The organism is Slackia piriformis YIT 12062, from assembly GCF_000296445.1.
Classification (GTDB): Bacteria; Actinomycetota; Coriobacteriia; order Coriobacteriales; family Eggerthellaceae; genus Slackia; species Slackia piriformis.
In genome coordinates, this window is record NZ_JH815198.1 from 1,308,561 (window position 1) to 1,324,377 (window position 15,817).

Sequence of the window (15,817 nt, forward strand, 5' to 3'; positions counted from 1 at the left end):
CCTATTCCCCCTCGCCTGCATCTGCGGCACCATGAGGCTCAATATAGAACAAAGGCGTGCCGAATTCGACGGGGGTAGTGTCATCGAGGCAAACCTCGCGCACGGTGCCCATCTGAGGAGCAGCGATTTCGTTCATGAGCTTCATGGCCTCGACGATACACAGGGTCTCGCCCGCGGCAACTTCGTCTCCCACCTTGACGAAGGGAGCTTCGCCCGGAGCCGGAGCGGCGTAGAACGTACCGACCATGGGAGCGGTTACCTCCACCCAATGCGCGGGACGAGCCGGAGCGGCCTCGGCAGGAACGGCAGCGGGCGCGGCTGCGGCAGGAGCGGCAGGAGCGGCAGGCGCAGCTGCAGCAACGGGAGCCGCGGCGGCTGCAGGAGCAGAGCCGGGCATGCGGACGCTGATGCGCATGCCTTCCTCTTCAACGGTGATTTCGCCGACGCCGGATTCTTCGACAACTTTTACCAGCTCACGAATCTGATTGATGTCCACGTAATCGTCCTCCTTGGTCTGGCTGGATTCACGTTCCAGCAGGAAATCAACTTGCTCGGTAGCGCGATGCTTGGAGAGGAAAGTGCGCGCCTCGTTGGGGAACAAGGCGTACATGAGCACATCTTCCTCAGACGTTGCCAGATCGCCGATTTCATCTTTGACCTGCTCGAACGTCGTTGTTGCAAGGGAGGCGGGAGCAACATCGGGAGGAAGCACGTCCGCGTTGCCAACAACCTTCTTGTAAATCTCGGGAGAAATGGGGCCCGGCGCCTTGCCATAGTAACCGCACAGGTAATCTTTCATCTCCTTGGAGACAACGCTCCAACGAGAGCCCGTGAGCACGTTGAACACGGCCTGCGTGCCGACGATCTGACTCATGGGGGTGACCAGCGGCGGATAGCCGACCTCGGCGCGAACGCGCGGGATTTCGCGCATGACCTCGTCCAAGCGGTCAGATGCGTTCTGGATTTCCAGCTGGGAAACTAGGTTGGACATCATGCCGCCGGGAACCTGGTGCGAGTACACCTTCATATGAGTGAGAGAGGAGACGCCGCGCTTGTAATGGCCGCGCTTGCGCACTTCCTCCCAGTAATCGGCAATTTCGAACAAAAGATCGAGATCGTAGCCGGTGTCATAACGGCTTTCCTGAAGCGCCGCCACGATGGTCTCGACCGCAGGATGGCTGTTGCCGAAAGAAAGCGGGGCGGAAGCGGTGTCCGCGATAGCGGCACCAGCCTCGGCGGCCTTGATGATGTTCATAGGAGCCATGCCGCCCACGTAATGGCAGTGAACGTGCACCGGAAGGCCGATTTCGGCATTGAAAGCCTTGACCAAGCGCTCGGTGCGATACGGCGTGAGCATGCCCGCCATGTCCTTGATGGCGATGGAATCTGCGCCAAGGTCTTTGAGTTGCTGACCGTACTCCAGATAGCCGTCCAAGGTATGCACGGGGGAAACCGTGTAGGAAATGGCAGGCTCGAACCAGCCGCCGCACGCCTTGATGGCCTCGGCGTTGTCAACCACGTTGCGAATATCGTTCAAGGCGTCGAAAACGCGGAATACCTGGATGCCGTTTTTCTTCGCGCACGCGATGAAGTGATTCACGATGTCTTTGGAATAATGCTTATAGCCCACCAGGTTCTGGCCGCGCGAAAGCATGGCGAGGTCAGTGTTGGGCATATGCGCCTTGATGGAGCGCAGGCGCTCCCAAGGGTTTTCGTCCAGAAACCTCAGACAGGTATCAAACGTTGCACCGCCCCAAGCCTCGACAGCCCAATAGCCCACCTTGTCCATCTTGGGCAGAATGGGCAGCATGTCGCCGAGCTGCATGCGGGTAGCCCAAAGGCTTTGCTGGCCGTCACGGATGGTGGTATCCATCAGTTGCAAACCTGGCATGCTTCACCTCTCCATCTCCGAAACGCCTCCATACCGAGAGCGTTTTGCGTAACTTGCTTCTAACATAGATATACAGCTAGTGAATTATATACGCTCCATAAGGCCAGAAATCTTTGGCGAGGGCCGTTTTCTGGCGAACGTACGCTTTAATGCACTAAAGCACTATATCGCTCGAATGCTACATTGTCGAGAATGCACCTTCCAGGTTGCCGAAGCGTTACGGTAGAGAAACGTCAGCGATCGGCCCCCTCGACCATGCGCATGAGCTCTTGCTGCACACCGTATTTCTGCATCACGCAACGACTAAGAGCTATTTCACGACAATAATCGCTTCCTGGAAGCATGCCATTTCGCAATTGCCGCATCGCGTACAGCGTTCCTGGTCTATGACGGCGGGAACCATACTCACATCGATGCACCCTTCTGGACATTTCGAAACGCACGCCCTGCAGCCGTCGCAATCTTCGGTGATGAAATACGAGCGTTTCTTGATGCCGGCGTTCATACGTTCGTCGCCGAAGCGAAGAGGAGTGCGGGCGACCGTCCCGGCGTGACGCTCCGTTCGCTCCCCCACGCCCTGATACATCCGAAACACCGTAAGGTTCTTACGCGATTCTTCGTTTTTATAAAACTCGAAAACCGCTTCGTTTTTCTCAAGCAGCGGCAAAACGAACCCCGAGCCCATTTCCTCAACACGACCGCGAAGCGTCACCGTAGCGCACTCGCCATACGAAGCTCCCTGAACCCCCGTGAAAGCAAGCGATTTCCTGGCCATCAATTGCGCATAGAAAGCCGTGGTGCGATCGACGATGAAATAAAGACCCTCGGCGTCCGCGTCGAGCATCTCCACGGCACGCGTTTCGGGCATTCCCGCATCATCGACCGTGGCGATCACTACACGCTGCACATCGCGCACGATGCGCATCAAATCGTTGACGAAATCCATTCTTTTTCCCTTTCGCCTATGCGGTTCAAGTCCACAACGCACTCGGACGCAGTCTGACCTTTTTCCTCGTTCAATCTTACCAAAGGGGCCAAAAGAGCTCGCAAGCTCTTTACCTAGTTCTAATAATGCCTGATGAAGTACCATTTTTCTATATTTTTCGCTCACTGGACAAAGAATTTTCCGATTTTTATCATGCTCGCATGGTTCCAGCGATTTCTCACATATCGGCAGCGCGGTTCTGGCTCTCTTGCGGCCAGCAAGACATTCCGCGCCATTTCCTCGACTCCTCGTCAAACAGCAAGGAATACCCGCTGAGCGCCGATTGCCATCTCGGCAATGCCAGCCGACGCGCGCTTGCCGCCAATCGCCAAGCCGGCATTGCCGATTGCCATTGCGATGCCGCGACCTGCAGACACGACGCTGCCGAACGCCGGCCGCTGAGCGCCGATTGCCTCGATGCCGCCCGCTCCGCCTTTTCGATCGAGCAGGACGAACCGCTCCATTTCCTCGTAAGCGGGCAGAATAACAAACGCATCCTTGAAGGAGCCGTGTCTCACAGCATCGACGGCGAACTTCCGCCTCGATCGATTCTCGGATATTCGGCTGGGGCGAAAATCGGCATCGTTTCGCCAGGAATAAGCTTTATGCAGATGGCCTGCCTTCTTTCTCGCGTTGATGCAATCCGCTACGGATCCGCACTATGCGGACGCTTCGCGGCGCCAGCGGATACCGGCAGACTACCTGCGCGCAAGCCTTTGACCAACGTACACGTTATTCGAAAGCACCTTAAGGCGTCTCCTCAGATGAGCGGAAGAAAGCAAGCGTCCGCGGTTCTGCCCTACATCATCGAAAATACCCGTTCGCCCAGAGAAGTAGATGTCGCTCTGTTTTGTCACTCCCGATTAGAAAGGGAGGCTTTGGACTGCCTCGCCCTGCAATCAACGAAAGCGTCCGATTAGACAAGCCGGTGAGAACGCGAAACCAATACGGCGGAACAAGCTATATCGAGTCGTTCGAATGCGACATGGTGTGGCATATCTCTGGCAAAACCATCGTGGTCGAATACCAGGGCGAACAATACCACGAACACCAATTCAGCATCCATCGCGACTCGATCAAAAGAAACTCCCTTATCGAGCAGAGAGTTCGCGTATTCACCCTAAGCAACGAGCAATTCCGCGACTTCGACCAATTCAAGCGGTTCGCTACGTTGTTGAAAGAAACCTTGGGCATTCGGCCACGCTCGCGCATCTCCGATCCCGAGCAACGACAAAAAAGCTTGCACGCACAGCTCGTCAGGCCATTCGCGCTTTAGTTCGCAATCGGCGAAACAACTTGGCACGCTCCGATACTCCTGAGCCAGAGCCCCTTGCTAGAAACTTCCTGGCTCGCACCTTTCATCCCCTGCCGGAACCTTTTAATCCGATTGCTCAGCCACCAACTTACGGCATCTGACTTTCAATCCTCAAACCCCGAATCCCACTCCCCCGGCTCTCGATTCCGAATCTCGAACCCCAAATCTCAGCCCCGACCCTAGACCCACGAATAGCATCCGTACTATTTCGACACTTCTTGCCAGACGAAACGCACGTTTCGCCGACATAGTATGGAAAAAGCAGCACAGACGAATAGAGAGCCGAAGGCACGGCTCTCTGGCCTGGTATTTTGCTTTTGAGGAAAACGAAGCACCGCAACAATCCATACTATTTCGTTCGCTTTGCCAAAACGCATGCACAAACGAACGAAATAGCATGCCATACCGCAGTCTGGACGTCCGAAGCCAAAAAAGCAACCTAAGGCGCTCGAAACCGAGGCTAGATCGAGCTGAGCGGCGGGATGAAGGAGCCGTGCTGCAAATCGGATCTGAATCGAAGCTCCGTCGGCCACGGCATACATAAAAACGGCGGCCGAAAAGGCCGCCGCAATCCATCGTCCATAACGAGTCGGCTTTGCCGTCCACGGCAGAACAACTCGCCGCTTTCAGCAAACCGACCCACGATAGCAATGAGCTGTTACATGCGCTTGACGAAGCGACCGTCGCGCGTGTCGATCTGAAGAACGTCGCCCACGTTGACGTACATGGGAACCTTCACCTCGGCGCCAGTCTCGAGCGTAGCAGGCTTAGTGCCGCCCTGAACAGTATCGCCCTTGAAGCCAGGGTCGGTCTCGGTGACTTCGAGCTCGACGAACATCTGAGGCTCGCAGCCGATTAGCTCACCGTCAGCATACTCCAGCGTAACGGGGTCGTTTTCCTTAAGCCACTGAGCGGCATCTCCGACGTGATCGGTCGGAAGAGAGAACTGCTCGTAGCTGTTGGGGTCCATGAAGTAGAAGTCGGAACCGTCGTTGTACAGATAGGTCATCTCGCGCTGCTCAAGACGAACGGTGTCGAACTTCACGCCTGCATTCACGGTGTCGGAAAGCACGCGGCCCGTCTTGATGTCGCGAAGCTTCATGCGAACGAACGCACCGCCCTTGCCAGGCTTCACGTGCTGGAATTCGATGATGGTGCACATCTTGTTGTTGTACATGATGCACATGCCGTTCTTGAAATCGGCGGTAGAGATTGCCATTGTTTCCTCCTTCAAACTCGCTGGACGGGCGCCTTGCCCCGCTGGCCTTCGCGCTCGAAGCTGCTGAGCAGACCACGAAAGAATTCGCAGAAAGCCGAGGGCAATTCGCTCCGTCGATCGGGTGCAAGGACGCACTCTGGGCCGTCATTGAGCAGAATCGAACGAAGCCGACGCTTCAGCCTTTACCTTATGTTGCGCGCTGCTCGTCATCCGCGATCGCCCGCGAAAACCTCATCCGCAGATTCCTCGCCAAGCGACGCATGGCCCACATGGAGCAAACAGACCCAGATGCTATGCCGGCGCTGATTCACGCGATCGCAGCATATTCAACGAAAAACGCGACGCTATATTATAACGAGTTCATGCGTCGATTGCGTGAAAACCTCAAAACCATCGGGAGTTATAACGCCGAAATCTTCCAAGCGACAGCCTAGGATTCCGCCGAGATACACTCCCGGCTCAACCGTCACCACGTTTCCGGCGCATAGCGGTTCCGTGTTACGCGGCGACAGATTCGGCTGCTCGTGGATGTCGATGCCCACGCCATGACCGAGGCCGTGGCCCATCTTTCCTCCGTAGCCCGCATGTTCAAGGACACGCTCCGCCAGCTCGTGCGCCTCGGCGCCCGTAACGCCGGGACGAAGCATGCGCTCCACCGCCTCGTTCGCAGTGCGAACGGCCTCGTATACGCGCTTCGCCTCCTCGGTCGCGTATTCCATGCAGACGGTCCTGGTCATGTCTGAGCAATAGCCGCCCTTGCGTGCGCCGAAATCGAGCACGACCATGTCCCCCGACTCAAGAACCTTTCCGCCCGGAATGCTGTGCGGAGCGGCACCGTTGGCTCCTGAAGCCACGATCGAAGAGAACGCGAGGCCTTCGGCCCCCAAGTGACGCATAGCCTCTTCCAGCTCCAGCTGGACTTCTCGCTCCGTCATGCCGACGCGCATGAACGACACGATATGCTCGAAAGCCGCATCGGTAATCGCCTGGGCGGCCTTCATCGCTTCGATCTCCACGTCGTCTTTCACGGCACGCAGCTTCAAAACAAAATCGCTCGTCTCGATAGCGGGCGGAAGCTCCTTCTCTTCAAAGCTTTTTTCAAATCGGCGAAATGCCGCAAGCGACATGGAGTCCTCGATGGCAAGGGCAGGCAAACCATCCCCAGGCGCTTTGCGCCCATCACGAGAAAGCTTGTCCGCAACCCATCGCGCATGAAAACCGCCCGACGCATCGACCTTCCAGGGTCCGCCGCATGCGGCACGACACGCCGCGTCCGCATAGCGCGAATCGGTATGCAAGACGGCTTCGTCGTCCGAAACGAATGCAAGGTGAGCGGGCTCGTCGTCGAATACGTTGTCAAATGCGGTAAGCCACTTCACATTGGAAAGATCCGTGCAGCAAAAACAGGCCATACCCTCTTCGCGCATGCAGGCACGCATGCGGTTCAAATGGCTCTCCATGCGATATTCCTCCTTATCTCAAACTACAGAAAGAACTACGCGCGGTATACCCCCTCCGCCTTGAGGATCTCGGCGATCTCGTGGGCAACGCAAGCAGTACCCTTTTCCCGCACGTCAACGATGACGTCGGCCACCTCTTCATACAAGGGCTTCCTGTCATCCCAAAGCTTGTCGGTATCGCACCCCGAAGCCAGCAAGGGCCTTGTCTTGTAGCTTCTGACGCGCGCCAAAGAGCCTTCAGCGGAAGATTCGAGAAGGACGGTGAATCCTTCGTTTCTCAGCAATCCCCTGTTCTTGGGCGCCACCACAATCCCTTCGCCGCACGAGATGACCGCAGGACCCATTGTGCAGCACTCGGCAAACGCGCACGACTCGGCACGGCGCAGCCCTTTCTCGCCCCGCTGCTTGAAAAGCTGGTTGGCATCCTTGCCGCACTTTCGCTGCAGGAACGAATCGACGTCTATGGCCGCAACACCAAGATCGCGTGCAAGACGGCGAGCCACCGTGGTTTTGCCCACCCCCATGAACCCCACGAGGAACACATTGCGCGATAGCGTACCCATTAAATCACCGGGCCGACATCTTCAAACGACGCTCGTAGGCGGAAACCGCGGCGTGAATATCCGACATGCTTTCGCAGCCAAATTTCTCGAGATACATGTTCGCAAGCGCAAAGGCCGCTTCGCCCTCGGCAAGAATGGCCTGAGCCGGCACCTCGCAGCAGCAATACCTTGCCGTTCGGTATTCGCAGGAAGAAAGCGTTCCCATATCGAAGGACGACTGGCTGCGACCGATGCGAGGAGAAGGAACGACATTCGCGCGAACGACAAGAGGCATGCCCGTCGAGATGCCCCCTTCTACGCCCTTGCTTTTATTGCTTGCGCGCGAAAAGCCCTGCGCGCCGTTGAGCGACGGCTTGTCGTAGGCGCCCGAACCCGACAGAAGCGAGCGAGCGGATGCATCGCAGAACTCGATGCCGTCTACGCCCTCTATGGAAAACACCGAAGCGGCCACCCTTGACTGGATGCTCCCCTTATCGCGGCAAGCGGTTCCCATGCCTGCATGCAGCCCATATACCGCAAGGGCGAAAGATCCCCCGAGCGTATCCCTCTGGGCAACCGCACGAGCTATTTCGTCTTCCATGGCGCGCGTCATCTGCGAAGAGGGGCAACGGACGGACGACACCTCCACCTCAAGAGGGGAAAGCGCGGGCGCATTGTCTGCGAATGGGTCCTCCCGAACAGAAACGCCCCCGATTCTGGTGACGCACGAGATGATCTCAATCCCGAACTCGGCAAGCAGTTCGCGAGCAATCCCCGATGCGGCGACGCGCATGATATCGAGTCTGTCATTGAATCTGCGCCCCAAAACCGAGCAATCGGAAATGTCGTACTTCAACGAAGCACCCAGGTCGACCGTGCCGGGGCGAACGGGAAAACCCGCCAAAGGCATATTCTGCAATTCGCTTCCAGGGCGACGAGCGGCATTGTTCGCAACAAGAACAATGGGCGCTCCCGTCGTGCGACCATCTGCCACGCCCGATAGAACGTTCACGTGATCTTCGCAATCAGAGTTTTGGCCTTCGCCCGACAAAGCCCTCATACGAGAAGACCACCGCGCCACATCGGCGTCGATGGCCTCTTCGCTTATGCGCAGACCCGCAGGAACACCGCTCACAACGGCACTCAGCAGCGCGCTATTCGATTCTCCAGCTATTTCGTAGTGCATCATGCTCCCAACATGCGTTTGTTTCTAAGCGATTGTAGCATGGCGGGAAACAATGGACCCTGCGGCCTTGATCAGAAAGCCAGGGTTTAGGGCGAACGCCCCTTCGGTCAGCGTTCGATCGGCATATCGCACAAAATGCGCTTTTCAATCCTGCGCAAGAACAGCGTATGCTTCAGATCCTTCGCCACAAGAGGCTTCACCATGATGGCGCGCATCCCGAGCAAACGGCCGCCCCATACATCCGTCATGAGCTGATCGCCGATACATGCAGTCTCTAAGCGCTTGACGCCAAGCTTCCTACAAGCGACGAAATAAGAAAACGGCAAGGGCTTGAGCGCACGGGCGACGATCGGCAGGCCGATTTCCCGGGCGCAATCGTGCGCGCTGCTGTGCCAATTGTTCGTCAGGATGCATGGCGCAATACCGGCCCGTTTCACATCGCTGAGCCACTGTTTCACATCCTCGGGAACCTCATGGGTATCGCGCGTAAGAAGCGTGTTGTCCATGTCGAGAAGGACGGCCCGCACCCCTTTTTTACGCAAATCGTCAATGGGGTCTATCGCCGAAATGCGACTGAAATAACAATCGGGTCGGAGCAAGACAATCCCAATCCCTACAGGTGCTCGGCGATAGCGGCCTGATGCTCTTCGTAGGTTTTGCTGAACGCATACTCCGTCGTACCCTGGTCGTTCGTCCAGAAGATGAAGTAATAATAGTCGCCGTAATCATCCGCAGGGGCGCACACAGCCTGCAGGCAATCAAGGCCCGGCGAGCAGATGGGCGTCGGAGGCAGCCCAGCATTGGCGTAAGTGCTGTACGGCGTATCCGCCTGGACCTCCTCCGCCGAAGGGTCGTGGCCGACCTCGTAGGCGGTGGTCGCATCCGACTGCAAGAAGCCGAACGTCTCTTTGTTGCTGGAGGAAAGGCGGTTGTAGAAGACAGCAGCAACCTGAGAGCGAATCTGCTCGTCACCGCTGGATTCCTTTTCAACAATGGACGCAAGGCTCACGGCATCGTAGATGGAGAGACCCTTGCTTTCCGGGTAAGACCAATCCAGGGCGCTTATCTCGTTGCGGAACTGGTCGAGCATCATACGAACGACGGCATCGGCCGTATCGGTCGGAGAAAGCTGGTAGGTTTTGGGGAACAGGAAGCCCTCGAGCGAATTGGTTCCCGCATCTTCCAGGAAGTCGTAATCCGCAGCGTACACGCTTGCATCTGATGCCGCAGCCGAAAAGTCCGCCGCGCTGATCGACCCGTTGGTGGCGGATTCGACGGCGGAGGCAATATCAGAAAGCTTATAGCCCTCGGGAATGGTGAGCGAATATCCGCCCAAATCGCCCGAAGCGATGGCCTGTATAACCTGATCGACCGTCATGCCCGCGGAAAAACTATACATTCCCGCCTGGAACTTCTGATTGGCACCAAGTTCTTTCGCGCGGTCGAGAAACGCATCCGCGGATACCGAGACGCCGGCAGATGCAAGCGCATTCGAAACGTCGGAAGCCGAAGCGCCTTCGGGAACGGTCACCTGCACATCGGAGGCGACAATCTGCTCCGTTCCCTCAAGACCGGATTTCGAACAGCCTTTGGTGATGTTGAAGATAGCAAAGGCGGCAACGATCACGACAACTGCCACCAAGACGAGAGCGATCACCATGGGGGCTTTGCTCTTCTTCGGGCGAATCTGAGACGTATCATACGTCCTGAACTGGCGCTCCCCTTGCGCATGAACCATGCGGGCGCGATGGGTTGGATGAGAGCTATACGTAATCTGTCTACGAGGCATGCACGTTCCTCACATCTACAGGCGCATTTGCGTGCGCGCTTTTACTTGTCTTCGTGCTCGAATCGAGCATCCAGCCACGCTTGCAAAAACAAACTCGCGGCAATCATGTCTACTTTACCCCTCATTGCCCTTTCATCCAAACCCTCTTCACGCAAAATGCGTTTCGCTTCACGCGAGCTCATGCGTTCGTCCGCGAAAAACAGAGGAAGGTTGCGGGCGCGTGCGATACGCGACGCCTTCTCTTTGATGGAAGCGGCCTGCGGGCCTTCTTCCCCCGACAGGGTGTAAGGCAGCCCACAGAGCAGCTGCTCGACCTCCCAATCCTGCACGAGCCGACGAAACTCGGCTCCGTCACCGAGAACGTCAGAGGCGGCGAGCACCTTCAGGGGCGTTGCGATTCTTCCTTCGGAATCGCTTATCGCCACGCCGATGCGAACCTCCCCTATGTCCAAAGCCATCGTCCTCACGAATGACCCTCCTTTACAGCGTCCTTTGCCGAAGTGGACCGTTCGCATGCGAGCCCTCGACGTCGACCGCTTCGACGTAGATTCGTCGCAACGCGAAAAGCGGCCACGCTCGAAAACGCAGCCGCTTCGCAATCATTCCTACAGATTGAAATGGGCACGTGCCGCGTCGAGCGCCGCATCCATGCCTTCGGCGTCTTTACCGCCGGCCTGAGCCATGGTGGGCTTTCCGCCGCCGCCGCCCTTGATGTTGGAAGCAATCTCCTTGATCAGAGCGCCAGCGTTAAAGCCAGCCGCAACCGCCTCATCGGTGCCCGCAGCCATGATGACGGGCTTGCCGTCGTTCACCGTGCCGATTACGCACGCGCCCGGCTTGGGCATGCGAGAACGCATGATATCCCAAGTGTTGCGCAGCGCGCCCGAATCAAGACCGTCGATGCGTGCAATCACAAGCGGATACCCCACATCGACCATGGACTCGAGATATTCGGCGACGCTTCCTTCGGCCGCCGCTTTCTTGGCCTGCTTCTGCTCGGCCTCGAAGACCTTGATGGCCTCGAGGTTTGCGGCCGTACGCTCGGAAACGTCGAACATGGAAACCTTGAGCTGCGCCGCCGCCTCTTTGAGCTCGGACTCGACCTTGTTCATGTAATCGAGCGCGTCAAAGCTCGTCACGGCCTCGATGCGGCGGACGTTGGCGCCGACGCTGGACTCAGAGACGATTTTCACGAAGCCGATTTCCGCCGTATTGGCAACATGGCAGCCGCCGCACAGCTCTCGGGAGAACTCGCCCGCTTCGACAACGCGAACGACGTCGCCGTATTTTTCGCCGAACAAGCCCGTAACGCCCGATTCGCGAGCCTCATCAAGCGAAGTCTCGTAAATGTTCATGGGGAGAGCCTGCATGATGACGTTGTTGGCAACGCGCTCCACCTCGGAAATCTGCTCGGCCGTCATGCCCTCGAAATGCGTGAAGTCGAAGCGAAGGCGATCGGGGCCGACGTAGCTGCCGGCTTGCTTGACGTGATCGCCGAGCACCTCGCGAAGCGCGGCATGCAGAAGGTGCGTGCAGGTGTGGTTGCGCGTAATGCGCTTGCGACGAAGCTCGTCGACGATCGCACGCACAGTATCGCCGGCATGCACGCTGCCTTCGACAACCTTCACAGAGTGGACAACAAGGCCTTTCGCGGGCGCTTTGGTATCCACGACCTGAAGCTTGATTCCCTCGGCTTCGATGGTGCCGGTATCGCCCACTTCGCCGCCCATTTCGGCATAGAACGGCGTGAGGCCCAAAACAACCTCGCCTTCCTCGCCTTGCGCAAGGGACTCGACGCGCTTGCCGTCTTTGACAACAGCCTTTACCTCGGCCGTAGCGGTCAAGCGATCATAGCCCACGAAGCCGGTAGCGCCGAGTTCTTTAAGCAGATCGTCATGGATGCCGCCGTACGTGCTCCATGCAGCCTCGGCATCGTCTTTCGTGGCAGCACGGGCGCGTTCGCGCTGCTGATCCATGCATGCCTCGAAGCCCTCTTTGTCGACGGTGATGTTTGCATCGGCGCAAATCTCCTCGGTAATTTCGACCGGGAAGCCGTAGGTGTCGTGCAACGTAAAGGCGGTGGCGCCGTCAAGCACCGTGCCCTCGAGCTTTTCGAGAGCATCGGCGAGGTACGCCTGACCCTGGCGAAGCGTGACGCCAAAGCGCTCCTCCTCCGAGAGGATGACGCGTTCGACGAGCTCGCGATTATCGACGACCTCGGGATACACATGGCCCATAAGACGCACGATCGCGTCGACATAGTTGCTCAAGAATGCGCCCTCGATGCCGAGCTTGTGCGCGTGCATGACGGCACGGCGAAGCAGGCGGCGCAAAACGTATCCGCGACCTTCGTTGGAAGGAAGGATGCCATCGGCAATCATGAAGGTAACGCTGCGGCTATGGTCGGCGATAATGCGCAGCGAAAGATCGCTTTCGGCGTTTTCCTTGTAGGACTTGCCGCTCAGGCGTTCGCCGACCGAAATCAGATCGCGCATAACATCGGTTTCGTAGTTGGACTGAACGCCCTGCATGATGGCGGCCATGCGCTCAAGACCCATGCCGGTATCGATATTTTTCGTGGGCAAGGGAGCAAGCGTGCCATCTTCCTGACCGTCGTACTGGGTGAAGACGCAGTTCCAGAACTCGAGGAAGCGGTCGCAATCGCATCCGGGAGCGCAGTCCGGGCTGCCGCAGCCGAAGTCGGGACCCTGGTCGAAGTAGATTTCGGAGCACGGACCGCACGGACCGGTAGGCCCAGCACGCCAGAAATTGTCATCCTCGCCCAGACGGGAGATGTGGTCTTCCGAAACGCCGAGCTTCTTCCAGATCTCGATAGTTTCGTCGTCGTTCTCGAAAACGGTGAAATACAGCTTTTCTTTGGGAAGCTCGAGCACTTCGGTGGCGAACTCGTAGGCCCATGCGCACATTTCATCTTTGAAATACTTGCCGAAGCTGAAATTGCCGAGCATTTCGAAGAAGCTCAGGTGGCGGCCCGTCGTACCGATAATGTCGATGTCATTGGTGCGCACGCACTTCTGAACCGTGGTCGATCCGATGTAGGCGGGGTCGAATTCCTTGACATGAAGAAAGTACGGCTTGAACTGAACCATGCCTGCGCTGGTCAGCAGAAGGCTGGGGTCATCGGGAATCAACGAAGAGGACGGCATGCGTTTGCAGCCTTTCTCCTCGAAGAAGCTCAGGTACTTCTCGCGGATTTCCGCGGTAGTCATGTACTTCATCTAGCTGGTCTCACTCTCGTTTTCGTCTCAGCGCATCCGCGCCTTTTTTTGAACAGCGAAATAATACCTAAAACAAGGCGAGCGCGCTGACGTTAAGCGCGTTTGCTTCCTGCATTCTACGCATTAATCGGAGTTACGGCCCGATTCTTCACGAGAATCTACGTCATGCGATCCTAGGGGCGATTGCGAAAGACGGTCGGTCTCCGCGCGTGAGCGCTTTCCCTCGCCCAGGAAGACGGCGGCAAACGACCTGTGCTTGCGGACCGGAGCCACAGCGTCCGCCACAGCATCGGGAGCCCCGTCTTCGTCGCACAAATCGGACGGCATGCCTTTGAAAAAGACCCCGTCTTCCGAAACCACCTGCCGGCCGGTCTCTCTTTCGAAATAGAACACGAACACGGTTTTCAAAATAGCCGCGAGCGGAATAGAGAACAGCATACCGACAACGCTGCCCACAAGCCCCGCCATGGAACCGCCTATCGCGCTTCCAACCAGCAGCACTACGATGACGATGGCGGGATGGACGTCTACGGAATTCGACATGATCTTCGGAGAGATGAACGTGTAGACGAACTGCTGCACGACGATGGTGAGAACCAGGGCAAAAAACGCCGCCCAGGGATCGACGAACAATCCCACAAGCGCCGCTATGACGCCGCCGATCCAAGGACCCACGACGGGAATGATGTTCATGACTCCCGTGATAAGGCCGAGTGCAGCAGCATTCGGAATACCGATGAAATGAAAACCGATGCCGCACGCAAGGCCAATGAGGAAACATTGAAGAAGCGTGGCCTTCAAATAACCGCCCATGACGCGCGTAAAGGTGAGATGGAGCATTTCGGCCTCTTGCTGACGGTTCTCGGGAATGAAGCGTTTCGCCTCTCGACCGATCGATGGCAGCTCCATAAGCACCCAGAATGCCACAACAAGCGCAAAACCTATGATCATCAGGGAATTGGCGACGCCCGTGCCGAAGACGAGGACGCCGTCCGCCGAGAGCCGCGCCGTGGTCGACGCCCAATCAGTCAGGGTCTCTGCCGCCGAATTCAGCCAATTGCGTACCGATTCGTCCTGAAGGACCGAGGCGTATTGGCTGTACAGATGGTTTCCCCACTCTATGAGCGCCTGGGCATAGCCCGGCAAGCCGGCAAGCATGTTGGAAAACTGCTCGGAGATTCCCGAAGCAGGAGAGAACATAGTGGCCAGAAGCACTGCCGCAACCGCGCCCATGCCCAGATACGAAAGGGCCGTTCCGACAACGCGCGGCACCCCGAGCGACTCGAGCTTTGCGACAGGAGTCCTCAAGCACAGCACGAAGACGACCGTCCATGCCACAACGGCCACCGGCACGGCCAAGACATCGAGCACGCGACCGAGCAGATATACCAGAAACGCAATGCCGATGAGCATCCAGACGACATAGAAACGGCGACGCGCGTCATCGCAGCGCTGCGCACTCGTCTTGCCCTTGTGAGACATACGACCCCGCCCGACCCTATTCTTGCTTTGAGCCGTAGGTGAAATACTTCTCCTGCGCACCTGCTTCGCCCGATTCAGACTTCGCGGCATCGGGGCAAGAAGCGCCGTCCTGCGAAGCATTCTGCTCGCAAGCCTGGAGAGGCTCTACAGAGGCCCCCTCGTCGTGCGCCGCGCGGGGCTGCTCTGCCGCCGCATTCTCGGCGGCCGTCTGAGCGCAATCCTCCCCCGATGCGCTCGGGACTGCCTTGCCTGCGCCGGATTCCTGAGCATCGGCAAGATAGGCGGATTCGTCAGAGACCCTGCGTCCCGAGAACGCATCGCGCAGCTTCTCGGTAGCCGTGTTAACAAGGCGCAGCGGGGTGTTCGCCACGGCATCGACCGCATTCGCGGCGCTCGCCGCCGTCTCGGTGATTTCGTTCACGTTTTCCAGGATGCCGTCCAATCTCATGATTTCGAGGTTGGCAGCATCTACCGCAAGAGAAACTCGCTCCACGAGCGGATCGACCTTGTCCGCCGCAGGCTTGACGCTCTCCGTGATTTCACGCACGTCCTTGAGAATAGGGGTGATTTCCGCCTCCATGGTTTCAACGGTCGTGCGCGTGCGGCGCAGAACCATGATGAGTTCGACAAGCGCCCACACAAGCGCGACGCCCACAACGATGAAGACGATGGGAAGAACGACCCCAGAAATAACCGATGCGTCCATAAA

Annotated in this window: 14 protein-coding genes; 2 read left to right on the forward strand and 12 right to left on the reverse strand. The window is 57.7% G+C overall.

Going from position 1 to position 15,817, the window contains the following annotated elements; all coding sequences use genetic code 11:
- Nucleotide 1: 1 nt before the first annotated feature.
- The gene (accB, locus tag HMPREF9451_RS05830) at nucleotides 2-1,891 is read right to left on the reverse strand and encodes an acetyl-CoA carboxylase biotin carboxyl carrier protein (RefSeq protein WP_009139375.1); all 1,890 of its coding nucleotides are present in this window, start codon (nucleotides 1,889-1,891) and stop codon (nucleotides 2-4) included.
- A gap of 310 nt (nucleotides 1,892-2,201) precedes the next feature.
- Nucleotides 2,202-2,837, reverse strand: coding sequence for a 4Fe-4S binding protein (locus tag HMPREF9451_RS05835; RefSeq protein WP_009139376.1), 636 nt, complete (start codon nucleotides 2,835-2,837; stop codon nucleotides 2,202-2,204).
- A gap of 125 nt (nucleotides 2,838-2,962) precedes the next feature.
- Here HMPREF9451_RS05835 and HMPREF9451_RS09840 point away from each other — a divergent pair, with 125 nt between their 5' ends.
- Nucleotides 2,963-3,796: a hypothetical protein gene (locus HMPREF9451_RS09840; protein ID WP_040626089.1), complete on the forward strand. Its 834-nt coding sequence runs from the start codon at nucleotides 2,963-2,965 to the stop codon at nucleotides 3,794-3,796.
- A gap of 65 nt (nucleotides 3,797-3,861) precedes the next feature.
- Nucleotides 3,862-4,152 (forward strand): hypothetical protein, encoded by a 291-nt coding sequence (locus HMPREF9451_RS05845; protein WP_148508543.1) that lies wholly within the window; start codon nucleotides 3,862-3,864, stop codon nucleotides 4,150-4,152.
- Between the two features lie 697 nt (nucleotides 4,153-4,849).
- Here HMPREF9451_RS05845 and efp read toward each other — a convergent pair.
- The 10 genes from efp to HMPREF9451_RS05895 all read right to left on the reverse strand — a co-directional run bounded on the left by efp (nucleotide 4,850) and on the right by HMPREF9451_RS05895 (nucleotide 15,814).
- A complete protein-coding gene (gene efp / locus HMPREF9451_RS05850; protein WP_009139378.1) occupies nucleotides 4,850-5,410 on the reverse strand; it encodes an elongation factor P in 561 nt (186 codons plus the stop codon).
- A gap of 344 nt (nucleotides 5,411-5,754) precedes the next feature.
- Nucleotides 5,755-6,870: a M24 family metallopeptidase gene (locus tag HMPREF9451_RS05855; RefSeq protein WP_009139379.1), complete on the reverse strand. Its 1,116-nt coding sequence runs from the start codon at nucleotides 6,868-6,870 to the stop codon at nucleotides 5,755-5,757.
- A 35-nt stretch (nucleotides 6,871-6,905) separates the two neighbouring features.
- Nucleotides 6,906-7,433 carry a shikimate kinase gene (locus HMPREF9451_RS05860; protein ID WP_009139380.1) on the reverse strand — a complete coding sequence of 176 codons (528 nt, stop codon included), beginning with the start codon at nucleotides 7,431-7,433 and terminating at the stop codon, nucleotides 6,906-6,908.
- A gap of 4 nt (nucleotides 7,434-7,437) precedes the next feature.
- Complete coding sequence (gene aroC / locus HMPREF9451_RS05865; protein ID WP_051000975.1) at nucleotides 7,438-8,601, reverse strand: chorismate synthase; 1,164 nt, start codon at nucleotides 8,599-8,601, stop codon at nucleotides 7,438-7,440.
- Nucleotides 8,602-8,705: 104 nt separating this feature from the next.
- Nucleotides 8,706-9,197 (reverse strand): YqeG family HAD IIIA-type phosphatase, encoded by a 492-nt coding sequence (locus HMPREF9451_RS05870; protein WP_009139382.1) that lies wholly within the window; start codon nucleotides 9,195-9,197, stop codon nucleotides 8,706-8,708.
- Nucleotides 9,198-9,211: 14 nt separating this feature from the next.
- Nucleotides 9,212-10,387 carry an endolytic transglycosylase MltG gene (mltG, locus tag HMPREF9451_RS05875; RefSeq protein ID WP_009139383.1) on the reverse strand — a complete coding sequence of 392 codons (1,176 nt, stop codon included), beginning with the start codon at nucleotides 10,385-10,387 and terminating at the stop codon, nucleotides 9,212-9,214.
- A 41-nt stretch (nucleotides 10,388-10,428) separates the two neighbouring features.
- The gene (gene ruvX / locus HMPREF9451_RS05880; RefSeq protein ID WP_009139384.1) at nucleotides 10,429-10,854 is read right to left on the reverse strand and encodes a Holliday junction resolvase RuvX; all 426 of its coding nucleotides are present in this window, start codon (nucleotides 10,852-10,854) and stop codon (nucleotides 10,429-10,431) included.
- 138 nt (nucleotides 10,855-10,992) lie between these two features.
- A complete protein-coding gene (gene alaS, locus HMPREF9451_RS05885; protein WP_009139385.1) occupies nucleotides 10,993-13,626 on the reverse strand; it encodes an alanine--tRNA ligase in 2,634 nt (877 codons plus the stop codon).
- Between the two features lie 123 nt (nucleotides 13,627-13,749).
- Nucleotides 13,750-15,108 (reverse strand): AI-2E family transporter, encoded by a 1,359-nt coding sequence (locus tag HMPREF9451_RS05890; RefSeq protein ID WP_009139386.1) that lies wholly within the window; start codon nucleotides 15,106-15,108, stop codon nucleotides 13,750-13,752.
- Nucleotides 15,109-15,124: 16 nt separating this feature from the next.
- A complete protein-coding gene (locus tag HMPREF9451_RS05895; protein ID WP_009139387.1) occupies nucleotides 15,125-15,814 on the reverse strand; it encodes a DUF948 domain-containing protein in 690 nt (229 codons plus the stop codon).
- Nucleotides 15,815-15,817: the final 3 nt, after the last annotated feature.